Below are 22,544 nucleotides of genomic sequence, written 5' to 3'. Positions count from 1 at the left end.
AGGCCCCGATCGCCCTAGGCCAGGCGGGCTACGGCGAAGTCGGCCAGGTCTTCCAGCGCCGTGCGCCAGGCCCCGGTCGGGAAAACCGCCAGGGCGGCCTTGGCGCTGGCGGCGTAACCCGCGGCGGCCTTGAGGGTGGAGTCGAGGGCACCTGTTTCGCGGACCAGCTGACGGGCCCGCTCGAAATCAGCGTCGGTCTGCTCCAGGGCGTCAATCGTCCGCAACCAGAAGGCCCGCTCGGCCTCCCCCGTCCGGATGATGGCCAGGATCAGCGGCAAGGTCGCCTTGCCTTCCCGGAAGTCGTCGCCGGGATTCTTGCCCAGGGTCTCGCTGGCCCCGGAATAGTCCAGGGAATCGTCGACCAGCTGGAAGGCCAGGCCCAGGTCCTGGCCATACTGGCGCAGGCCCCGGCATTGGTCTGAGGTGGCGCCGGCGCAGACACCGCCGGCCTCAGCGGCCGCAGCAAATAGCTCGGCCGTCTTGGCCTTGATGATCTGCAGATAGACCGCCTCGTCCAGATCCAGGTCATGGGCGCGGGTCAGCTGCAACACCTCGCCCTCGGCGATCACCCGGCTGGCGCGCGCCAGAATTTCCAGGGCCGACATGGAGCCGGTCTCGACCATCAGCTCGAAGGCCCGGGCGAACAGGAAGTCGCCGACCAGAACGCTGGACGGGGCCCCCCAGATCAGATGGGCGGCCACCTTGCCCCGGCGCAGTTCGGAGGAATCCACTACATCGTCATGCAGCAGGGTGGCGGTGTGAATGAACTCCACCGCCGCGGCCAGCTTGCGACAACCGTCGTCCTTGGCCCCGGCCAGCCGGGCGGCAGCCACGGTGAGCAGGGGGCGCAGGCGCTTGGCCGACCCGCCGATCAGGTGCTCGGCCAGGGCCGGGATGACAGAGACCGGGCTCTGCATGCGGTCGCGGATCAGGCTGTCGACGCCAGCCATGTCCGGGCCAGCGAGCTTGAGCAGGTGATCGAGGTTGACCGGCTTGGCCCTGGTGTCTGCGGCGGCGGCGTCCACGACAAATATGCTCCACTTGGGACGGCCCATTGCGGGGCCGCCGTTGCGTGCGGACAATGGTCACGCGATAGGGGGCGGTCAAGGCGCGCCCGCGCTTCTGGAGCCGCTGTTGTCCCCACAACCCGCACCCCCGACCGCATCGCCTACCCAGAACCTGCTGCTGGGGGGCCGTGTGATCCTGCGCCAGCCCGCCAAGGGCTATCGGGCGGGCCTGGACGCCGCCCTGCTGGCCGCCGCCTGCGACGCAAGTCCTGGCGAGCGGGTGATCGAAGCCGGCTGCGGGGCTGGCGGGGCCCTGCTGGCTGCCGCCACACGCCGTCCTGGCGCGATCTTTACCGGGATCGAACAGGATCCTGAGGCCCTGGCCCTGGCGAAAGAGAACCTGACGCTCAATGGCCTCGCCGACCGGGTGAAGGTTCAGACCGGCGATGTGGAGGCTGGCTTCAAGGCCCTGGGCCTGCTCCCCTTTGACACCGCCCTGGCCAATCCCCCCTTCTTCGACGACCCCAAGGCCCTGCGGGCACCGGCCCCGGAGAAGACCGCTGCCTGGATGGCGCGGGGGGGGCTTGCCGCCTGGACCGGCTTTCTGCTCAAGGCCGTGCGGGAGGGGGGACGGGTAACGATCATCCACCGGGCCGACCGGCTGGCCGACCTCCTGAGCGGGCTAGGGGGCAAGGCCGGCGCATTTCAGGTGCGCCCCATCCACCCCTTTGCCGATGCCCCGGCCAAGCGGGTCCTGGTTCGGGCCGTGAAAACCGGCAAGGCGCCCCTGCAACTATTGCCGCCGCTGATTCTGCATCCGCGAGACGGGGGTGAGAAACACACCCCAGAGGCCGAGGCGATCCTACGGGGCGAGGCTGAACTGCCCTGGCTTTAAGCCAGCCCCACAGGCTCCCCCATTGGCGACCACCGTTTTCTCCCCTTGCCGAATGCTGTTCGGAAGGTCGGAATGCTCCTGACGAAGCGCGGACTCTCATGGGTCGAAGCGCCGGGCACGGGCGGCCAACGCCCAGGGAGGATACCATGAACATCAGAGTGAGCCCGCAGGCGGACTCCGTTGAAGCCGTCCAGGCGACCCCGCTGGCCGAGCTTAATCCAGGTCGGGCGGCGCGCTTTCAGGACGACACCCTCTGGCCGGTGTTTGAACGCCTGCGCCGGGAGGACCCCGTCCACCTGACCGAAAACAGCGAGTTCGGCCGCTACTGGTCGGTGACCAAGTGGGACGACATCCTGGCCGTGGACACCAATCACGAGGCGTTTTCCTCGGTTCACGGCATCACCTTGCCCAACCTCGAAGCCCTGGAAGCACAGCGCAAGGCCCTGGGCGAGGATCGCCCCCGCCGTAACGGGGCCGGCTTCATCACCATGGATGAGCCCGAACATGGCCGTCAGCGCAAGGCGGTCAGCCCCACCGTGGCGCCGGGCAACATCACCCGGATGTCCCCCATCGTCCGTGAGCGGGCCGGGCAGATCCTCGACTCCCTGCCCATCGGCAAGGAGTTCGACTGGGTGGATCTGGTGTCCAAGGAACTGACGGCCATGACCCTGGCCACCCTCTTCGACTTCCCCTTCGAGGACCGCCGCAAGCTGACCTACTGGTCGGACGTGGTCACCAACGCCCCGGGCCATGGCCCCGTGACCAGCTGGGAGCAGAAGGCCAGCGACATGATGGCGTGCTTTGGCACGTTCAAGCAGCTCTGGGACCAGCGGGTGGACGCTGCTGAACCCGGCATCGACCTGATTTCCATGATGGCCAACAACACCGCCACCCGGGACATGCCGGTGGAGGAGTTCCAGGGCAATGTCATCCTGCTGATCGTCGGCGGCAATGACACCACCCGCAACACCATCTCGGGCAGCGTCTATGCCCTCAACAAGAACCCCGACCAGTACGCCAAGCTGAGGGCCAATCCGGAGCTGATCTCCTCGATGGTATCGGAGACGATCCGCTGGCAGACGCCGCTGGCCCATATGGCCCGGGTGGCCAACCGGGACATCGAAGTGGGCGGCAAGCTGATCCGCGAGGGCGACCGGGTGGTCATGTGGTACATTTCGGGCAACCGCGATGAGAGCCGCATCGAGCGCCCCAACGACTACATCATCGACCGTGAGCGCCCTCGGGAACACCTGTCCTTCGGCTTCGGCATCCACCGATGTGTGGGCAACCGGGTGGCTGAAATGCAGCTGACCATCATCTGGGAGGAAATTCTCAAGCGCTTCCCCGAGATCAAGGTCCTGGCCGAGCCTCAGCGCACCTTCTCCTCCTTCGTGCACGGCTATGAGACCCTGCCGGTGATCATCCCCGCCCGTCACTAAGGCGAGCCTGAACGATCGCGGACAAAGAAAAAGGCCCTCCGGCAACGGAGGGCCTTCGTCGTTCAGCGACGTCCCGGTTGGCTCAGAAACGTCCCGAAATCCGCAGGGTGTAGGATCGCGTCCCAAAGCCGCCAATGGCCCGGCGGGTCTCTAGGCCCGACAGATGGGTGGGCTGCGATCGGTCAGGGAGGAAGAAGCGTCGCTCGCGCACCTCCTCGGGCAGGAGGATGTCGGCCGCGGTCAGGCGGATCACGAGGCCGCGAATGGCCGTGGTCTCCACATAGAGGTCGAGGTTCCCCCGATCCCATTCCGTCGAACGCTGCTCCCGGACTCGAAACACCTCAACCACATCGGCCCGTTCCCACAGGGCACCCCAGGCCAGGTTCTGGTTCGGGAGCGGCTGACGGAGATCGATCGAGTAGCTCCAGTGGGTCTCGCCGGCGAACCGCCGGGGCTGGCCGGTCAGGGGATCATCGACCCGGGTGTCCTGGGCCAGTCCGCGCAGTCTCAGCTCCCCGCGTGGCAACCCAAAGGAATCGAGGGGCAGCAGGGCATCGATCCGCCCGCCCGCGCGCCAGCCGTCACCCAGATTGCCCGGGGCATCAAACTGCGACCTCACCGGAATCTGATCCTGGACGGCCTCCACACGCTCATAGAAGGCTGAGAGCGTCAGGACGGCCTTGGCGCCAAACCGGCGCTCCCAGTCCAGTTGGGCGCGCCAGGTTCGTTCGGGCTCCAGATTGGGGTTGCCCAGGTCCACCGTGCCGTCGAACAGGGAAACCGCACTGGCAAACTCGTTGAAGTCCAGCTGAGCGACGTCTCGCTCAAGGCGCAGCCTGACCTGCTCGCGGGGACTTGGCGTCCAGGTGGCCACAAGGCGCGGCTTCACAAAGGTGAAGCTGCGTTCCTGGTTTGCATCCCCGGACTGGGTGATACGCGAGGTTTCCACGACGACGCCCTTCTCGATCCGAAGCTGCGCGGTGGGGTTCGAGGTTTGGGTCAGAAAGACTTCGCCGCGCACCTCTTCCACTTTGGTGTTGGCGACCGGGAGCACGGTGGGTTGACGCCCGCGGCCCACATCGACGTCGATATCGAGCCCGCTCTCCAGGAAATTGAACGCCACCTCGGCACCGGCCTCGAGGTTGCGCCCCGATTTGGGACTGAACGACCAGATGGCTCGGCCGATGTATTCGCCGCTTTCGCTCTCGCGGCGGATGAAGGTGCTGCGGCCAAGGCCCGTGGTGGGGAGGGTCGTGTAGCGCTCATCCGAGCCCTTATCGCGCTGGGTGGCCAGGGCCAGCAGCTTGACGGAGGTTCTGGACGACAGCTGGCGTTCCCAATCGCCCCCCATCTCAAGCGCCAGGGCGGGGTCGCCGCGCACAAGGCTGTCTTCGATCCTGATCCGTGCGCCCCCAGGGGCAAACACCTCGGAATAGGTATGACGGCCCTCGCGGGTCGGCGTCACCTGCAGGCTCGCATTCAGCGTATCGCGGGGCGTGGGACGCCAGGTGGCCCGGCCGTTCAGCTTGTACTCGTAATAGGTGCCCTGGAGATATTCGGGGCCAAATTCACGGGGCACGCCGCTGGGATCAGTGGTGACCTTCTCGTACTCGATCCGACCCCGTCGCGCGGGCTGAGCCTGCAAAGAGAGGCTGATATCGGCCTGGCCGATGCGAAAGGCGCTGCTGGCAATCGCAATCGGATTGACCGTCCAGCCAGGTTCCAGCAGGCCCGCTTGCAGGACGAAGGTGTTAGTGGCGCCTTTCTGGCGGGGCCGAAGCCGCACATCGACAATCAGGGCATGACCGCCCGCATCGGCCGCGCCGCCGCCGGCGATCACATCGATCCGCTCCACATCCCGCGCTGAGATTCTGGAAAGCTGTTCAGAGATGAGCACTTTTGAACTGGGACGCTCCCCATTGATCAGCACGTTCCCGGCCGAAGCGGCGAAGCCGCGGCGATCCTGTCCGTCGCTCAGGGTGAAACCCGGCGTCCGCCTGACCATGTCCTCCGCGGTGACGGGATTGAATGGGGCAAAGTAGCTGGCGGGATAGCCTTGAGCGCCCGCGTCCGGGACTGGCGCGGTCTGTCCGTGCGCCAGGCTGGGCACCCCCGAGACGACACAGGCCGCAAGCAGCCAGACGACAATCGACCTGAGGACGACCATGAGACCAAACCCCACAAAATTAGACTAAAGTCTAAATTCAGCCGGAGCCGGGTCAATCTATTTTCGCCGCCGCGATTCCGTCGAGGAGGACGCCGGCCAGGTCCGACAACATCGGCTCCAGCGGCGCATCGGTAGGCCCATGCAGCCACTGGGTCACGGCGCCCGCCAAAAGACTGTCAAAGGCCGTCGCCAGGGTTTCGGCCGCTCGCCTCGGGTCAAGCTCGCCCCGCCCCTGCCCCCGCCGCATGAGCTCCACAAGGCGATCAAAGGCGAGGCGACGCAGGGCCGGCGATTCCCCCTCAGCCTCCAGGCCCATGGACACTTTCCGGATCTCGCCAAACACGGCCCGGTGCACTGCGCGATTGGCCTCCAGACCCCGGGCCATCTGCTGGAAGAGGTCGCGCAACAGGTCTGGCGTGGTGGCCGACGGCGCGGCCAGGGCCCTGTCCAGGAGGTCGCCATAGGCCCGTAGCGAACGGGCGGTGAGGGCATCGAGGATCAATGCCTTGGACCCGAACTGGTTGAAGACAGTTGCCCGTGACAGACCCGCGGCCCGGGCAATGTCGCTCATCGACGTCTCATGCAGGCCCCGCTCAGCAAACAGCACCTGGGCCGCCGCCAGGATCTGTTCCTGCGACTGGCGTCCGTAGGTTCGAGCCGTCATGCCGTACTCCCCAGATGGTGCCTCGGCCTCAGCATGCGCCGCCGCGCCCAAACGAAGAAGGCCCCCCGGAACCGGAGGGCCTTCCATCAGTGGCGCAACAATCGATCAGAGCCCCTAGTTGCGGGTCTGGTCGACCAGCTTGTTCTTGGTGATCCAGGGCATCATGGCGCGCAGGCGCTGGCCCACTTCCTCGATCTGATGCTCCGAACCGCGGCGGCGGGTGGCCTTGAAGCTCGGCTGGCCAGCCTGGTTTTCGGCCATGAAGTCACGGACGAAGCGACCCGACTGGATGTCCTCCAGCACGCGCTTCATCTCGGCCTTGGTTTCAGGCGTGACGATGCGAGGACCGGTGACGTACTCGCCATACTCGGCCGTGTTGGAGATCGAGTAGTTCATGTTGGCGATGCCGCCCTCATAGATGAGGTCGACGATGAGCTTCACCTCGTGCAGGCACTCGAAATAGGCCATTTCCGGCGCATAACCGGCCTCGACCAGGGTTTCAAAGCCCGCGCGGATCAGCTCCACCAGGCCACCGCAGAGCACGGCCTGTTCGCCGAACAGGTCGGTCTCGCACTCTTCGCGGAAGGTGGTCTCAATGACGCCCGAACGGCCGCCGCCGATGGCCGAGGCATAGGCCAGGCCGAAGTCGAGGGCATTGCCGGTGGGGTTCTGGTGGATGGCGATCAGGCAGGGCACGCCGCCGCCCTTCTGGTACTCGCCACGCACGGTGTGACCAGGCCCCTTGGGCGCGACCATCAGCACGTCGATGGAGGCCTTGGGCTCGATCAGGTTGAAGTGAACATTCAGACCGTGGGCGAACAGCAGGGCCGCGCCGTCACGGATATTGGGGGCGATCTCGGTATTGTAGATTTCCCGCTGCAGCTCATCAGGGGCCAGCACCATCATGGCGTCAGCCCAGGCCGCAGCCTCGGCCACCGTCATGACCTTCAGCCCGTCAGCCTCGACTTTCTTGGCAGTGGCCGAACCGGGGCGCAGGGCGACCACCACGTTCTTAACGCCAGAGTCCACGAGGTTCAGCGCATGGGCACGCCCCTGGGAACCATAGCCTACCACCGCGATTTTCTTGTCCAGGATGCGGGCGAGGTCGGCGTCGCGATCATAGTAGACGCGCATGATTGTTCTCCTGAAACAAGGTTCGTCCACGGGGCCATGCCATGGCACCGCAGCAAAGGCCGCGCCATCGACCGTTTTTTTGCGCAAAGGTCAAGGGGCGCAACGTCACGTCCAGCTCTTGCCGGCCGATGACGGCGCGCCCACAACGCCAATAGCCCAGGGAGAAGCCAAATGGACGTGACCGCAAAGCAGGTGGTTCAGGCCTGGCGGGAGGCCGGACCCACCCACTGGTTCAGCAAGACTGAAGCCTTTGATCGGCGCCTGGCCCTGGACTTCGAAGCCGCCCACCACGCCGCCAGCCGTGGTGAGCTGGACCACTGGGCCGCGGACGCCGAGGGGGCCCTGGCCCTGCTGATCCTGCTCGATCAGATTCCCCGCAACATCTACCGCCAGTCCGGCCACGCCTTCGCCACCGACGGCAAGGCCCGCGCCATCGCCAGGGCGGCGATCGCCGCAGGCCACGACCTGGCCACCGAGGCGATCCTGCGCCCGTTCTTCTATCTCCCCTTTGAGCACTCCGAGGACATGGGCGACCAGGACGAGGCCGTGCGGCTGTGCGCAGCCCTGAAAGAAACCGATGGCGACGCCGACACCCTGAAGTGGGCCGAAATCCACCGGGACATCATTGTCCGCTTTGGCCGCTTTCCCCATCGCAACGCCGCCCTGGGCCGTCGCACCACCCCCAGTGAGCAGGCCTTCCTCGATGACGGCGGCTTCGCCGGTTGATGGACGGGCCGGCCCTGTGGACAGTGCGATACGGGGCGCTTGCGCCCGTGCGCCTAGCCTGCGCGAATCATGGAAAGCTCGATCTCCGAAATCCCTGCGAAAGCCCTGTCCGTGAACGCCCACGCCCCGTCCGCCCTCCGGCGCCCTGAGCATCCTGAGCGTCAGTATCTCGACCTGCTGGCCGATATCCTGGAGACCGGCGTCCAGCGGGGGGATCGTACGGGCACGGGGACGCTCGGGGTTTTTGGTCGCCAGATGCGGTTTGACCTGGCCCAGGGGTTTCCGCTCCTGACCACCAAGAAGCTGCACCGCAAGTCGATCATCCTGGAACTGCTGTGGTTCCTGCGCGGCGACACCAATGTGGCCTGGCTGCAGGAGCGGGGCGTCAGCATCTGGGACGAATGGGCTGATGCCGAGGGCGAGCTCGGCCCCGTCTATGGCAAGCAGTGGCGCTCCTGGGCGGCCCCGGACGGTCGCGTGATCGACCAGATGGCCCATGTGGTCGAGAGCCTGAAAACCACGCCGCACTCCCGCCGCCACATCGTCAGTGCCTGGAACCCGGCCGATGTGGACGATATGGCCCTGCCCCCCTGCCACTGCCTGTTTCAGTTCTTCGTGGCCGAGGGCAAGCTGTCCTGCCAGCTCTATCAGCGCTCGGCCGATGTGTTCCTTGGGGTACCGTTCAACATCGCCAGCTACGCGCTGCTGACCCACATGGTGGCCAAGGTGACGGGTCTGGAGCCCGGCGAGTTCGTCCACACCTTAGGGGACGCACACCTCTATCTGAACCACATCGACCAGGCCCGGGAGCAACTGACCCGGGAGCCCTACCCCTTCCCGACCCTGACGCTCGCCGACAAGCGCGACCTGTTTTCCTTTGACTATGAGGACTTCAAGGTCAGCGGCTACAAAGCCCACGAGAAGATCGCCGCCCCCATCGCCGTTTAAGGGCGGTTCAGACCGGGGGCCGCGGCGGCGGCGTCTTCGGCAGCACCTCGGGCGAGTTCAGCCAGTCCGCCGACAAACAGCCTGACGCACATCTCAGTAGCCTCCTCGGCGCCCATCAAGCCTTGGCCCACCAGCCGTCCCGCCTGATTGGTCACCGCCCACAGGAGGTCGACCGCTGCGATCGCCGTGGGCAGGGGCAGGCCATAGGCCCGGCGGGTTGCGCGCACGAAGAACCGGAAGGTCTGTTCGCGGTCCACCCGGCTCTCCTCCTCCACCATCCGGGTCAGCCCCGGATCGGACAGCAAGGCGGCGATCAGGGCTCCCCGGGCCTCGGTCTGGCGCAGGTAAAGGCCCGTGGTTCTGCGGATCAGATCGGCAAAATCCTCCGCCTCAAGGGCGTTGCGCATGCCGCGATCGTTCAGGTCACGCTGCTCGCGCTGTAACAAGGCAGCAAACAGGGCCAGACGATCGGGAAAGTAGTTGTAGACGAGCCCCTTGCTGACCCCTGTGGCCCTGGCCACGCCCTCCATGCTGACGGAGGCGAGGCCGTCGGCCAGAACGAGGTCGGCAGCACGGTCGAGAATCTGGTCCCGGCGGGCCTGGGGCGTCAGCCGGGTGCGTTTGCGCACAGCGGTCATGGGCCCTTAACGCGCCACACCTCTGAGAGCGTCAAGCCCAAAGCGGCGACGAGTCCTTCAACAGCCGCGTCATCATCAAAAGCCGGGCGATCACCGGGCCTCCGGATGTCGCCCGCAGTCGGCTCTCAAACCAGGCGATCTCGGTCTTGGGGGATTCCCCCAGGGCCAGGATCTCGCCCTCAGCCAGATAGTCGCAATCCAGATGGACCGGCCCTGTCAGATGCTGCAGCTCAATGGCGCCGAACATGCCGACAAAGTCGCCTTCGCTCTTGAACAATGGCGTCTCCACCGCCCTTAGGGCGTCAATCACCACCGCCGGTGCCGCCATAAGACGCCCCGACGTATCGGGAGTGAGGTATCCGTCAAGCGGCTCGGTCACACCGTGCACCCGGACCAGGGCGGTAGCTTTGTCTATTCTGGCCGGAACTTGGGTGACGGCGTCACCGACCTTCGAGGCCCCCAGAATGCGCAGCTCCCCCCCTGGGCGCATCTCGGACAGCCGCCGGCGCAAGGGTGTGTCCGCCAGATCGCCGCCGCTCCAGGCCTCCCCGGCACAGACCTTGTCCCCCTGCGGCGTCTGCATCCAGGCCTCGGCGCGGCGATGTCCAGCCCCGTCGTCCATCACCGGACCCAGACAGGCCTGAACCGGCTCGCCATCGGTGGTCGGCTGCAGGAAATAGAGGGACAGGCCCCCCGGAGATGTCCAGGCCTGTCCAAAGCGCGCGGCAAACAGCGGCGGGAACTGCTCCATGTGGATGTTGCCCGCCACCGTGCCCCCACGAAACCCCAGCTTCTGGGCGGTGTCATCATCATGGATCGAGCCCACCGCCTCCCGAGATACATTGACGGGATGACGGAAGGGACCGGCCAGCCCGCCCTCTGAAAGGTCGAGGGCGGCAAAGGGGGCGTTTTGGGTCATGGGGTCCTCCTTGACGGGCGGGCCAACCTCGCGCCTATTGACGTTTTGTTCAATAGAAAAGGCGACGGGTGATGCAGCTGGGACTTTCGGCGGCCGATCTCGACTTTCAGGCTGAGGTTCGCGATCTGATCGGTCGTGCGTTCAGCAGCGATGCGCCCTATGACGGCAGCCGGGAGCATGACCGGCGCTGGCACGCCGCCATGGCCGAGCGGGGCTGGGAGATCAGCAAGTGGCCCACCGCCTTCGGTGGCCCAGGCTGGAGCGCCACCCAGCACTTCATCTGGGAGCGGGAAACCACCGCAGCCGGTCTGCCGGCCCAGGTGGGCGGGATGGGCCTCGGGATGCTGGCCCCGATCCTGTTCGCCTATGGCACGCCTGAGCAACAGGCCCGCTTCCTGCCCGACATCCGCGCCAACCGCGTTCACTGGTGCCAGGGCTATTCCGAGCCGGAGGCCGGATCAGACCTGGCCGCCCTGCGCACCCGCGCCACCCTGGAGGGCGACCACTATGTGGTCGAAGGCGAGAAGATCTGGACCAGCGGCGCCCATCTGGCCGACTGGATCTTCTGCCTCACGCGGACGAGCCAGGAGGGCAAGAAACAGGAAGGCATCACCTTCCTGCTCATCGACATGCGCGCACCAGGGGTCTCGGTGCATCCGATCATCTCCATCGATGGACGCCACATGTTCAACCGCGTCACCTTCGAGGGCGTGCGGACCTCCGTGGCCAACCGGGTCGGTCGGGAGGGCGAGGGCTGGACCGTGGCCAAGGGGCTGCTGACCCATGAGCGCACCGGCCAGGCCTATGTGTCCTTGTCCCTCAGCCTGCTGGCCCGTCTGCGGGACGCTGCGGCGAGCGTTCCAGGTGCCCATGGGGGCAGCCTGCTGGAGGATCCCGGTTTCTCCAGTCGGTTGAGCCTGGCGGCCATTGAGCTGGAAGCCCTGGCCATGACCGAGCTGCGCACCCTTTCGGAAGTGGCCATGGGGGAAGCACCAGGCACCCAGTCCTCCATGCTCAAGCTCAAAGGGACTGACATCGTCCAACGCATGACCGAGTTCTTTGTCGAGTGCGCGGGTCCTTACGCCGCCCCCTGGTTCCCGGAGGTCGCCGGCCCGCCGGAGCAGATTGGCCCCGACTGGGCCCAGCCTGAGGTGGTCCGGTACTTGGAAGGCCGAGCTGCCAGCATCGCCGGCGGCTCAGACGAGATCCAGAGGAACATCATCGCCAAGCACGTTCTGCGCCTCTGAGGCCAGTCCAGGACCTGCCCACTTCCCTGCGGGGCCCGGGTCGGCTACCCCCTAGCCATGGCACGCATCCTCCTTACCGCCGGCCCCATCGCGCGGTCCCGCAACGGCGTCATTGGCCGGGACGGCGGCCTGCCCTGGCGGCTGAAAAGCGACCTGGTCAACTTCCGCGCCCTGACGCTTGGCAAGCCGGTGATCATGGGCCGCAAGACCTGGGACAGCCTGCCCAAGAAACCCCTTCCGGGTCGCACCAATATCGTGCTCAGCCGCGACGGGAGCTTTGCGCCCCGGAACGCCCTGGTCTGCGAGGACTTTTCCGAAGCCGTGCAGATCGGCCGGGAGCAGGCCAGCGACGACGGCGCCGAGGAGGTCTGCGTGATCGGCGGGGCCTCGCTCTTCGAGTTGGCCCTGCCCCGGGCCCAGCGCATTTACCTCACCGAGGTGGAGGCCGAGGTCGACGGCGATGTGCGTCTGGCCCCCTTCGATGAATCGGCCTGGACTGAGGTCAGCGCCGTCCGCCACCCGGCCGGGGAAGATGACGAGTATCCCTTCATCTTGCGGGTCCTGGAACGGCGCTAAGGCCCCTGGTCCTTACGCAGCGGCGCCGGTCATACTCCCCCTCAATAAGTGACAAGAGGAGGACGCCCCATGGACATCGAACTGGTCTGCGAAGGCCTGGAATTCCCCGAAGGCCCCATCGCCATGGCCGACGGCTCGATCATCCTGACCGAGATCAAGGCCCAACGGCTGTCGAAGATCACCCCGGATTGGCGGCGAGAAACCCTGGTGGAAACCGGCGGTGGCCCCAATGGCGCAGCCATCGGCCCGGACGGGGCGATCTACATCACCAACAACGGCGGATCCTTCACCTGGCCGCAGCAGGACGGCCTGACCATTCCGGGCCCGACGCCGCCAAGCCATACCGGCGGCCTGATCCAGCGCTATGATCTCAAGACCGGCGAACTGACCACCCTTTATGACGCCTGCGACGGTCGGCCCTTCGTCGGCCCTAATGACCTCGTCTTTGATCGCCAGGGGGGCTTCTGGTTCAGCGACCATGGCTGTTCAACACCGGAGGGCCGCAAGTTCGGGGCGCTCTACTATGCCAAGGCGGACGGAAGCCATGTGGCGCGCCTGCGGGACCATCTGATTGCGCCCAATGGGGTTGGCCTCTCGCCGGCGGAGGATGTGGTCTATCTGGCCGACACCCAGCTCGGTCGGCTCTGGGCCTTCGACATCGACCAGCCTGGACAGTTGAAGCCGCCGCCGGGCTTTGCGCCAGGTCGCGTCATCACCAACCTGCCCGGCTACCAGCTGCTGGACAGTCTGGCCGTAGAGGCGGGCGGCAAGGTCTGTGTGGCGACCATCATCAATGGCGGCATTACCGCCTTCGATCCCTCCGGCGAAACAGAGCACTACCCGGTGCCCGATCTGATCGTCACCAACATCTGCTTTGGCGGTGCCGATATGCGTGACGCCTGGATCACCGCCTCATCCACGGGCCGCTTGTACAAGGCCCGCTGGCCACGGCCAGGGCTGAAGCTCAACTACAACGCCTGACCCGGCCCTCTCCGGTCCGGCGGCCAAGGTCGGACCGGGGCCAACTCTAGAAGCGGCAGGCCTCTTGCGGGACCGCCAGATCACGCGCCCAGCCAAAAGCCTCAACCGGTGCACCCCGGGGCAGGTAGGTCAGGGTGACGGGGCCATCGTCCCGCGCCACGGTCAGGGTGATGGTCTGATCCTGGTCGCGACGGGCGAGGTTGAGGGCAAGCACCTCGGTGATCTTGTCACCGTCGCGAAGGCCTGCCTGGGCGGCTGCGGAGCCCGGCACCAGGCCTTCAACGATCGACGTGCCATTCAGCACGGCCCTGGGGAAGCCAAGCTCAAATACCCGTGCCTGTCGGGGCACAACCTTCAGGCAGGGGGAATATAGATCTGTCGGGGGAAGCAGTCGGGTTCCCGCCACCATGGCCTCGTACTGGGCCTTGGCCTTGGCGGTGCCGATCTCAGCGCCGACAAGTCCGAGCCAGGCGGCGACATCATAGGGTTGGCTCGCCACCTGCGCCCGGCGCAGAGCCGTGACGACATCGTCGAGACTGCGGGCCCCATTACTGGCCCGACGGATCTCTGCGTCGGTCTGCAACAGGTACATCCATCCCCGTCCATAGGGCACCCTCTGGGCCACCGGATCGGTCCAGAACAGGGCAGCGGCCTGGGGATTGGACAGGCTGATGTGGGGGTTGGCGTAGTAGTCATTCGCCCGGCTGTTCATGGTCTTGAGCACCTGGTCGGTGTCGATCACCCCGGCCCGCCAGCCCAGGACCAGGGAGTAGAACTCGGCCATCCCCTCGCTGTACCAGGCGGTATCCCCATGCTCTCCAGACATGGAGGGCCAGGCATGCGCCACCTCGTGGGAGACGAGACCCAACAGGCTCTCCACCGTCGGCCCTTCAGCGGGATTGTAGCCAAACATGAAGGAGCGCCCCAATGCCGTACCCCCCACGCCGCTAAAGGGATTAGCCCGCATGAACACCCGGTAGGGGGTCCCCGGCGCATCACCGAAAAACACCGACATATGGTCGTAGAGCCGCCGGGTCTTGTCGGCGAGTTCGGCGGGCTCAAAGGGGGGTTCGGTCAGCCAGTACATGTGGAACCCGTCGCCGCCTTCGGCTGGATAGATGCCCAATGGCCCGCCGGCATAGAAGCTGAACGCCAAAGCCTGAGACGGCAGGACGATCTGCATTGCCCCATCGCCATGGGTCCAGGCACCGCGGGCGCCAGGCGGTAAGTGCGAAAAGTCCCAGGCCAGATGCACAGACCAGGGGCCGGGGGGCACGGGCGCGGCCAGGAAGCCGACTCCGGCCCCGATAAAACCTCCGGACTCCTGGCGCAGATCAAACAGCGGGCCACTGTTGGTGGACGCATTGACCACCCGGGGCGGGGCCGCATAGCTGACGATGACGTCGCCTTTGGTGGCCCGCTCCACCACCCATCGGCGATAGGTCCCTTGGGGCGTCGGCGGCTCTTCGTCCTGGCGAAGCGGTAGGACGCCCAGGTCATCCCTGGCCTGTAGTGCCTCGCCGTCATAGCGGGCGCTGGGGATACCCACGAGGCTTAGGGGCAGGCGGACCAGCCCCTCTCCCGCCGCCAGGTCCGGGCTGGCCATCTGCATGCGCACATCCAGGGCCTCGGCCCTGGGCGTCAGGGTCAGGTCAAGGCGAGGGGGCGGTTGCCCCTGAGCTGCGGCTGCGCCGCCCAGGCAGAGGGCCAGCAGGCCAGCTTGGACAAGGGATCGAACGCCGTTCAGCATGGGGGCCTCCTGAGAGGGTAAGCCTAGCCATGCCAAAGCGGAAAATCTGTGCGAATGCGCGGCAAGTCGAGGGCCAGTCGCATAGTTCTTGCCGACGCCTAACGCTCCGGAGGGCGGGCCTTGCGACCAGCGCAAGACCCGCCACCCGATTTCGGCTCAGTAGAGCTTGGCCATGGCGGCCCGTTCAAACGGGACCAGCTCGTCATTGCGGCCTTCCTTGACCTTGCGGGCCCATTCCGGGTCCTGCAGCAGGGCACGACCGACGCCGACCAGATCAAACTCGTCCCGTTCCAGTCGGTCGAGCAGACGGTCGAGCGACGCGGGCTGCGAACCCTCCCCCGCAAAGGCAGCAATGAACTCGCCCGACAGGCCGACAGAGCCCACGGTGATGGTCGGCACGCCGGTGAGCTTTTTGGCCCAACCGGCAAAGTTCAGGTCAGAGCCTTCGAACTCCGGCTCCCAGAAGCGCCGCTGCGAGCAATGCAGGATGTCCGCGCCGGCCGCCGTCAGAGCCCCGAGCCAGGCCTCAAGGGCCTTGGGGTCCGTGGCCATCTTCACCTCGTAGTCCTGCTGCTTCCACTGGCTGATCCGGATGATCACCGGATAGTCAGGACCGACGGCCTGACGGACCGCGCGCAGGATGTCGGCGGCGAAACGGGCGCGACCGGGCAGGTCCTTGGCACCATAGGCGTCTTCCCGGACATTGGTGCCCTCCCAGAAGAACTGGTCGATCAGATAGCCATGGGCGCCGTGCAGCTCGACCGCGTCATAGCCCAGCGCCTTGGCGTCGGCGGCGGCCTGGGCGAAGGCGGCGATGGCGTCGGCCACCTCCTCGTCGGTCATGGCCTCGCCGAACTGCTTGCCCGGGCGCGACAGGCCAGAGGGGCTGTCATAGGGGCCAGGGGGCGACCATTCCGGGTCCCGGGTGCGCACGGCGCCCACGTGCCACAGCTGGGGTGCCATTTTGCCGCCGACCTCGTGGACGGCATCGATCACCCGCTTCCAGGCGGCCAGTTCGGCCTCGCCATAGAAACGCGGAACATTCCTGTCATTGACCGAGGCCGGGCGGTTAACGCCCACACCCTCAGAAATGATCAGCCCAACATCGGCCGCAGCCCGGCGGCGATAATACTGAGCGACCTCCTCGGTGGCCACGCCGTCGGGGGAGAAGGACCGGGTCATGGGTGCCATGACAATGCGGTTCTTGAGGTGCAGGCCCTTGAAGCTGTAGGGGCGGAAAAGGGCGTCGAGGGCGGCCATGGCGACTCCATTCAAACGAGTGTTCGACCTGGACCCTAGGGAGTTTCCGGGGGCGGCGTCACGCAAGAAATTCTCTCAGCGCCTCCGCCAGGGCTGGCCCAACTTGGTCCAGACACAGGAAAGCCCGGGCCACGCAAGCGACCCGGGCTCAGCCGATGTCCGAGGACTCTATTGGACAGCGTCGAGGTATTCGACTTCGGGGCGCCCGGCCAGGCAGGGGCCCATCTTAGGTCCGGCAGCCTTGAAATAGTCGCTCTGGCCGTGGGCTTTCAGGGCGTCTTCGTTGGCATAAAGCTCAAGCACCTTATAGGTCCCAGGTTCGGTCCGGCTCTTGGTCAGCTGGTAAGCTAGGCAACCCGGCTCATTGGCCTTCACCTGGGCCATCAGGTCCTTGAAGACGGTCTCGAATTCCTCGGTCTTTCCCTCTTGAATCTTGAGGGTCGCCACCACGCCGATCATTTCCGCTCTCCCAACGATTGTTTGAATCGACGGTAGAGGCCGCCCCGGGCCGGGGCAAGCGCCGTACTGTTCAGGCGCGCTCGTTCCAGCCGTAGGCGACCCAATGGTGGCCGCCGAGGTGACGCGCTTCGATGATCCCATCATCGGGACCCGCGCTGGCCTTGCGACGCCCAAGACGGCCCGCACGGATGGCGAAGGCCGCAAGCCCCACCAACAGGCTCAGCATCAGTCCAACCACCACCACGGTGGCGGCGAACACAAAGGCCAGGACCACACCCACCATCACCGCCACTGCGGCCGCAATGGCACCGCCGATTGCCGTGAGGCTGCGAAGTGCGGGCTTAGCGCCCCGGGTCTGTTGCTGGTCCATGATCTCCTCTGGTCGCCTCTCTCTGGGGGCTGCGGACTATGTTCGGCCTGCGGGCAGGAAGGTCAATCCTTGGCAGGGATGATGGCGACAGGATGACGCGTTAGGCGGCACCGGCCAGGGCCAGTTCCTTTCGTTCGCGCATCGCGGAGTCAAAAGCGGCATTGATCGCCTTGGCCTTGGCCTCGGCGACTTCGACAAACTCCTGCGGCAATCCCCGGGAGCGCGCCCTGTCAGGATGGCTCTCAATCAGAGCGATCTTCCAGGCAGCGCGGAGTTGATCGTCACTGGCATCGTGGGGGGCACCCAGCACCGCATAGGGATCGTCGGCAGCCAGACCCAGATGCGTCGCTTTCAGGCGGCGGAACACGAGTTCGGAGAACCCGAACAGTTCGGCCACCCGCGCCAGATAGGCCATTTCCTCATCGGTGACCGCGCCGTCGGAGGACGCGATATGGAACAGGCCGTCGAGCACGTCCTCTAGGATCTGCGGGCAGTTGCGATAGCGCCGCGCCAGGCGACGGGCGTAGCTCTCGAAGCCTCGGGTGGTCTGTCGGGCAAGATTGTACAGCCGCCGAACATTGGGTCGTGAGGCCTCGTCCGACTGGAAAACCTCGGAAAAGGCGTCGAACTCAGCCCGACCGGCGTCCCCATCGGCCTGGGCGAGCTTGGCGCCCAGGGCCGTCACCGCCGTTGAAAACGCAGGATCTTCTCCGGGCAGGCCAGCCGGGCAGTCAGGGCAACCGGCGTCATCCGGAGAACGGACGGCCAGGCCAGCAATTTTGCGCCAGAAGCTCATTGATCTAATGCCAGAAGCCTTAGGAAGATGGCGTCCCCATGACAACGCCAATCGAACATCACGCAGGTTAAGTTTTGGACAGACTCTGGAGCTTCTGGATCGACCGGGGCGGCACCTTCACCGATGTAATCGCCCGCCGGGGGGATGGTGCGGTCCAGACCCTGAAGCTCCTGTCGACCTCCCCAGCCTATGCCGATGCCGCCATTGAGGCCATGCGGCGGGTCCTGGAGGCCCCGGCTGGACGCCCCTTTCCGGCGGACAAGGTTGCCGTGATCCGAATGGGGGCGACCGTCGCCACCAATGCGTTGCTGGAGCGGAAAGGGGCCAAGACTCTGCTGGTCACCACCGCCGGCTTCGGCGACGCCCTGCGGATCGGGGACCAGACACGACCGGACCTGTTCGCCCTCAACATCACACGGCCCCAGCCTCTTTATGCCGGGGTTGTGGAGGCGCAGGAGCGCTTGGCGGCGGATGGCACTTTGGTCACGCCCCTGGACGAAGCTGGCCTGGCCCAGTCCCTGAGGCAGGCGCATGCGGCGGGTTACACCTCGGTGGCCATTGCCTTTCTGCATGCGGACCTGGAGGGCGGGCATGAGCGGCGAGCCGGCGACCTGGCACGACAGGCCGGTTTCGAGTTCGTCGCCCTGTCCCATGAGGTTTCGCCCCTGCCCCGGTTCCTGCCCCGTGCAGAAACTACGGTGGCCGACGCCTATTTGACGCCGATCCTGCAGAAATATGTTCAGGGTGTGGCCGAGGCCGTGAACGGGGCCCCGCTCTATTTCATGACCTCAGCCGGAGCCCTGGTCTCCGCCAGCGCCTTCCGAGGCCGCGACGCTGTGGACTCGGGGCCGGCCGGCGGAGTGGTCGGGGTCGCCGAGACATCACGCGCAGCGGGGGTGCCTGCGGTCCTCGGTTTCGACATGGGGGGCACATCGACCGACGTCTGCCGCTATGCCGGTCGCCTGGAGCGCCGGGACAGGGCCGAGATTGCCGGCGTTCGCCTGCGCAGCCCCATGCTGGACATTGAGACGGTTGCCGCCGGCGGGGGCTCGATCCTGGCCTTCGACGGCCTGCGCGCCCGGGTCGGTCCCCACAGCGCCGGCGCCGATCCTGGTCCCGCAGCCTACGGACGGGGTGGTCCAGCCACGGTAACCGACGCCAATATTGTGCTGGGAAGGCTCGATATTCGACGTTTTCCGGCCATTTTCGGGCCGAATGGCGACGCGCCTCTGGACGCAAAGGCCGCTCGCCAAAGGTTGGCCGAGCTTGCGACAGCCATGGGGGCAGCCAGCGCCGAGGCCGCTGCCGAAGGCTTCCTGGCGATCGCCGTGGAACAGATGGCCCTGGCCATTCGCAAGATCTCCACTGAGCGCGGGTTTGATCCCCGGGATCATGGCCTGGTGGCGTTTGGCGGGGCGGCCGGCCAGGTCGCCTGCCAGACCGCTGAGGCGTTGGGCATCGACCAGGTGCTCTGCCCTCGATATGGCAGCCTCCTGTCGGCCTATGGCATTGGTCATGCCCAGGTCCGCGCCCTGCGCCAGAGCGGACTGGAGGTGGCCCTCGACCCACAGGGGCTGGAGGCGGCGCGCCAGTTGGCAGAGGGGCTCACGGCGGCGGCCAGCGTCGACCTTGCCGCTCAGGGGGCCGAGGTGGGTCAGCGACAGGTCACCTTGCGCCTGCGCTATGACGGCGCTGACGCCGAGCTCCCGACCGCCCCTGGGGAACTGTTGGAGGTCCGCGCCGCCTTTGAAGCCGCCCATGCCCGGCTGTTTGGATTCATCGAGCCAGGTCGGACCATTCTGATTGCCGCCGTGGAAGCGGAGGTCAGCGCGGGTGCCGGCCAGGGGCTGGGGTCAGCCCCCCTGGCAGAGGCGCGCCTTGAACCGCAACACGGGTTCACCCTGGCCTATATCGAAGGGGCCCTGGTCCAGGTTCCTGTGGTCGATGCCGCCCAGCTGACGACTCAGGAGGGGCCCGCCCTGATCGTTCGGCCAGACACCCAGATCGCCCTGGCACCGGGCTGGCGGGCGCAGGCAGGCGATGACGGTCTGATCAGACTGCAGCGCATGGCGCGAGATGCGCGATCCCGCGTCTCCACAGGCGATCTCACGACGCCTGACCCGATCACCCTGGAGCTGTTCAATCGCCGGTTCATGGGGGTGGCCGAGGCCATGGGAGCTGCCCTGGAGCGGACGGCCCAGTCGGTGAACATCAAGGAACGCCTCGACTTCTCCTGCGCCCTGTTTGATCCCGATGGCGGGCTGGTGGCCAATGCGCCGCACATGCCGGTGCATCTGGGGTCCATGGGGGCAAGTGTGCGGGCAGTCCGCGACCGCCACCCTGTTCTGGCGGAGGGCCAGGCCTTTGCCCTCAACAATCCCTATGCCGGGGGAACACACCTGCCGGACATCACGGTGGTCATGCCGATCTTTGTCGGCACCGATGCGCGGCCAAGCTTCTATGTGGCGGCAAGGGGACACCACGCTGATGTGGGGGGCGTGCAGCCGGGATCTATGCCGCCGTTTTCGACGACCATCGCGGAAGAAGGCGTCCTGCTCGATGCCCTGCCGATCATGGCGCACGGGGAATTCCTGGAAGCGCCCGTGCGTAGGGCCCTAACCTCTGGCCCGTGGCCCTCCCGCGACCCGGATCGCAACATTGCCGACCTGAAGGCCCAGATCGCCGCCTGCCGGGCGGGGGGCGAGGCGGTCGCGGCGATGATCACCGCCTTCGGACCTCAGACGGTCACGGCCTATATGGGCCATGTCCAGGCCAACGCCACGGCGGCCGTGCGACGGGCGATCGGGCACCTGCGGAACGGATCGGCGCAGACGCAGATGGATGGCGGGGCCAAGATCACCGTCAAGATCACGGTAGACGCCGCCGCTGGCCGCGCCGTGCTGGACTTCACTGACAGCGCCGACCAGCTGACCTCAAATTTCAACGCCCCGGCTTCGATCGTCGATGCCGCCGCCCTCTATGTCTTCCGCACCCTGGTGGATGACGACATTCCGCTCAATGCCGGCTGCCTGACCCCCCTGGAGATCCGAGTCCGGCCGGGCTCCATGCTCGACCCTGCCCCTGGCGCCGCCGTGGTGGCCGGTAACGTGGAGACCAGTCAGCATGTGGTCGACGTCCTTTACGCCGCGCTTGGGGTTATGGCCGGCGCCCAAGGGACCATGAACAACTTCACCTTCGGCGATGAGACACGTCAGTACTACGAGACCCTCTGCGGCGGGGCCGGCGCCACCGCCCAGGCGCCGGGCGCTGAGGGAATCCACACCCACATGACCAATTCACGGCTCACAGATCCCGAAATCCTTGAGCGGCGATATCCAGTTCGCCTTGAGCGCTTTGCGCTCCGGCCTGGCTCCGGGGGCAGAGGGGCCCAGCCCGGTGGGGACGGCATCATACGCCGGCTGCGCTTTCTGGCCCCGATGGAGGCCGCGCTCCTGTCGAGCCGCAGACTGTTCCCGCCCGAGGGTCTGGCGGGAGGCGAAGGCGGGGCCGCGGGTTGGCAGGCTTTGATCACCGCCAAGGGCGAGGTAAAGGAATTGTCGGGCTGCTTCTCCATTCGGGTGGCAGCCGGGGACGCGATTGAGATCCACACCCCGGGGGGCGGGGGATTTGGACCCAACGCGGCTAACTGAGTTCAGACCTCCGAGGCGCCCTGCTGTGATGTCACCGTTCCTGTTCGCCCTGGCCCTGCTGGCCCAGGATCCTGAGGCTGCTGCCGCCGCTGAGACAGCCCCTCCGGCTGCCGACGCGCCGCCGCTCCCCTATCCCGCCGGGGCCCCTCGCGATCCCTATGGGCTGGTGGCCTGGTGCTATGGTGCTCTGTCGGCGCACCGGGGCCTGCGAGAGCAGGTCATGCCCGAGGTGATCCGCATTGAGACCGCCTTTCGTCGCCCAGGCTCCTCCCTGGCGGATGATCTCAAGGCCTATGATGAGCTCGACGCCCTGAGCGCGGAGAACCTCATTCTGTTCGAGCGGTCGATGGAGGCGGCGGAGAAGGCCAGCCCTCGGCCGATCAACGCCCATGGGGCTGAAGCCCTGCGCCGGGGGCGCGGGAGCTGGAGCCGGTCTGTTGATCTGCCCCCGGCCCGTCTGGCCCAGGAGTGGATGAGCTGGACCCTGCCTGCCAGTTGCGAGTCCACGGCGGTCACCCTGGAGGAAAGGGCCAGACTTATGGGTCCGGCCTTTGATCTGACCGCCGAAATCATGCCCGCCATGCCTGAGGCCGCGGCCGTTGAACCGACAGAAGACGATCCCCTGGCTCACCTTCTGCCCCCAGAAGAGCTTCCTGAATCGCGACCAGACGCGGTCTCCTCAGAGGTCTCATCCCCAGCGCCCACTGACGAACCGGTAGGCGGCTAGGTCCACTGAGCCTGTGTTTCCCAAAGGCCGCCGCGACCTACGACACTTTGAGCGACCTTGACGCGCGGGTCCGAAAACCGACTCCCACCTTGTCCGGGCCGCCTGAAATGAGACCGCACTTTTGCCTGCCCGATAACGCGATCTTGAACCCTTGAGCCCGTGTTAGAGGGTAAGGCGCTTGCACGTTTCAC

The 22,544-nt window shown here is 66.3% G+C and carries 20 protein-coding genes; 9 read left to right on the top strand and 11 right to left on the bottom strand.

What is annotated here, in order from left to right; all coding sequences use genetic code 11:
• Positions 1-14: 14 nt before the first annotated feature.
• On the bottom strand, positions 15-1,025 hold the full coding sequence (locus tag MH112_RS05730) for a polyprenyl synthetase family protein (RefSeq protein ID WP_296565171.1): 1,011 nt from the start codon (positions 1,023-1,025) through the stop codon (positions 15-17).
• A gap of 109 nt (positions 1,026-1,134) precedes the next feature.
• Between MH112_RS05730 and MH112_RS05725 the strand changes: the two genes are divergently transcribed.
• Positions 1,135-1,902 carry a methyltransferase domain-containing protein gene (locus MH112_RS05725; RefSeq protein WP_296565089.1) on the top strand — a complete coding sequence of 256 codons (768 nt, stop codon included), beginning with the start codon at positions 1,135-1,137 and terminating at the stop codon, positions 1,900-1,902.
• 146 nt (positions 1,903-2,048) lie between these two features.
• Complete coding sequence (locus tag MH112_RS05720; protein ID WP_296565087.1) at positions 2,049-3,341, top strand: cytochrome P450; 1,293 nt, start codon at positions 2,049-2,051, stop codon at positions 3,339-3,341.
• A gap of 82 nt (positions 3,342-3,423) precedes the next feature.
• Here MH112_RS05720 and MH112_RS05715 read toward each other — a convergent pair whose 3' ends face one another.
• From MH112_RS05715 to ilvC, 3 genes are all read right to left on the bottom strand, one after another.
• Entirely contained in the window at positions 3,424-5,508 is a 2,085-nt protein-coding gene (locus MH112_RS05715) for a TonB-dependent receptor (protein ID WP_296565086.1), read from the bottom strand.
• A gap of 52 nt (positions 5,509-5,560) precedes the next feature.
• The gene (locus MH112_RS05710; protein ID WP_296565084.1) at positions 5,561-6,172 is read right to left on the bottom strand and encodes a TetR/AcrR family transcriptional regulator; all 612 of its coding nucleotides are present in this window, start codon (positions 6,170-6,172) and stop codon (positions 5,561-5,563) included.
• Positions 6,173-6,286: 114 nt separating this feature from the next.
• Positions 6,287-7,306, bottom strand: coding sequence for a ketol-acid reductoisomerase (gene ilvC / locus MH112_RS05705; RefSeq protein ID WP_296565083.1), 1,020 nt, complete (start codon positions 7,304-7,306; stop codon positions 6,287-6,289).
• A 171-nt stretch (positions 7,307-7,477) separates the two neighbouring features.
• Between ilvC and MH112_RS05700 the strand changes: the two genes are divergently transcribed.
• Together MH112_RS05700 and MH112_RS05695 are read left to right on the top strand one after the other, a co-directional pair.
• A complete protein-coding gene (locus tag MH112_RS05700; protein WP_296565080.1) occupies positions 7,478-8,032 on the top strand; it encodes a DUF924 family protein in 555 nt (184 codons plus the stop codon).
• 69 nt (positions 8,033-8,101) lie between these two features.
• On the top strand, positions 8,102-8,980 hold the full coding sequence (locus tag MH112_RS05695; protein WP_296565078.1) for a thymidylate synthase: 879 nt from the start codon (positions 8,102-8,104) through the stop codon (positions 8,978-8,980).
• Here MH112_RS05695 and MH112_RS05690 read toward each other — a convergent pair.
• Together MH112_RS05690 and MH112_RS05685 are read right to left on the bottom strand one after the other, a co-directional pair.
• Entirely contained in the window at positions 8,977-9,618 is a 642-nt protein-coding gene (locus MH112_RS05690; RefSeq protein ID WP_296565076.1) for a TetR/AcrR family transcriptional regulator, read from the bottom strand. The genes MH112_RS05695 and MH112_RS05690 overlap by 4 nt on opposite strands.
• 31 nt (positions 9,619-9,649) lie before the next feature.
• Positions 9,650-10,537, bottom strand: a complete 888-nt coding sequence (locus MH112_RS05685; RefSeq protein ID WP_296565075.1) for a hypothetical protein — start codon at positions 10,535-10,537, stop codon at positions 9,650-9,652.
• Between the two features lie 71 nt (positions 10,538-10,608).
• Between MH112_RS05685 and MH112_RS05680 the strand changes: the two genes are divergently transcribed.
• The 3 genes from MH112_RS05680 to MH112_RS05670 all read left to right on the top strand — a co-directional run bounded on the left by MH112_RS05680 (position 10,609) and on the right by MH112_RS05670 (position 13,341).
• Entirely contained in the window at positions 10,609-11,784 is a 1,176-nt protein-coding gene (locus tag MH112_RS05680) for an acyl-CoA dehydrogenase family protein (protein WP_296565074.1), read from the top strand.
• Positions 11,785-11,841: 57 nt separating this feature from the next.
• On the top strand, positions 11,842-12,360 hold the full coding sequence (locus MH112_RS05675; RefSeq protein WP_296565071.1) for a dihydrofolate reductase: 519 nt from the start codon (positions 11,842-11,844) through the stop codon (positions 12,358-12,360).
• A 69-nt stretch (positions 12,361-12,429) separates the two neighbouring features.
• On the top strand, positions 12,430-13,341 hold the full coding sequence (locus MH112_RS05670; protein WP_296565069.1) for an SMP-30/gluconolactonase/LRE family protein: 912 nt from the start codon (positions 12,430-12,432) through the stop codon (positions 13,339-13,341).
• A gap of 46 nt (positions 13,342-13,387) precedes the next feature.
• On the opposite strand, the gene MH112_RS05665 is transcribed toward MH112_RS05670, so the two are convergent.
• From MH112_RS05665 to MH112_RS05645, 5 genes are all read right to left on the bottom strand, one after another.
• Positions 13,388-15,091 carry a hypothetical protein gene (locus MH112_RS05665; RefSeq protein WP_296565067.1) on the bottom strand — a complete coding sequence of 568 codons (1,704 nt, stop codon included), beginning with the start codon at positions 15,089-15,091 and terminating at the stop codon, positions 13,388-13,390.
• A 156-nt stretch (positions 15,092-15,247) separates the two neighbouring features.
• Positions 15,248-16,351, bottom strand: a complete 1,104-nt coding sequence (locus tag MH112_RS05660; protein ID WP_296565066.1) for an NADH:flavin oxidoreductase — start codon at positions 16,349-16,351, stop codon at positions 15,248-15,250.
• Positions 16,352-16,519: 168 nt separating this feature from the next.
• On the bottom strand, positions 16,520-16,810 hold the full coding sequence (locus tag MH112_RS05655; RefSeq protein WP_296565065.1) for a putative quinol monooxygenase: 291 nt from the start codon (positions 16,808-16,810) through the stop codon (positions 16,520-16,522).
• A gap of 70 nt (positions 16,811-16,880) precedes the next feature.
• Positions 16,881-17,180: a hypothetical protein gene (locus tag MH112_RS05650; protein WP_296565063.1), complete on the bottom strand. Its 300-nt coding sequence runs from the start codon at positions 17,178-17,180 to the stop codon at positions 16,881-16,883.
• 100 nt (positions 17,181-17,280) lie between these two features.
• Positions 17,281-17,976 (bottom strand): DnaJ family molecular chaperone, encoded by a 696-nt coding sequence (locus tag MH112_RS05645; RefSeq protein ID WP_296565061.1) that lies wholly within the window; start codon positions 17,974-17,976, stop codon positions 17,281-17,283.
• A gap of 74 nt (positions 17,977-18,050) precedes the next feature.
• On the opposite strand from MH112_RS05645, the gene MH112_RS05640 reads away from it, so the two are divergent.
• Together MH112_RS05640 and MH112_RS05635 are read left to right on the top strand one after the other, a co-directional pair.
• Complete coding sequence (locus tag MH112_RS05640) at positions 18,051-21,626, top strand: hydantoinase B/oxoprolinase family protein (RefSeq protein WP_296565059.1); 3,576 nt, start codon at positions 18,051-18,053, stop codon at positions 21,624-21,626.
• Positions 21,627-21,654: 28 nt separating this feature from the next.
• A complete protein-coding gene (locus MH112_RS05635; protein ID WP_296565058.1) occupies positions 21,655-22,353 on the top strand; it encodes a hypothetical protein in 699 nt (232 codons plus the stop codon).
• Positions 22,354-22,544 lie beyond the last annotated feature (191 nt).

The organism is Phenylobacterium sp. (assembly GCF_022402485.1).
Lineage (GTDB): Bacteria > Pseudomonadota > Alphaproteobacteria > Caulobacterales > Caulobacteraceae > Phenylobacterium.
Note: the sequence above shows the minus strand (reverse complement) of the source record. Positions and strands in the feature narration are given on the sequence as shown.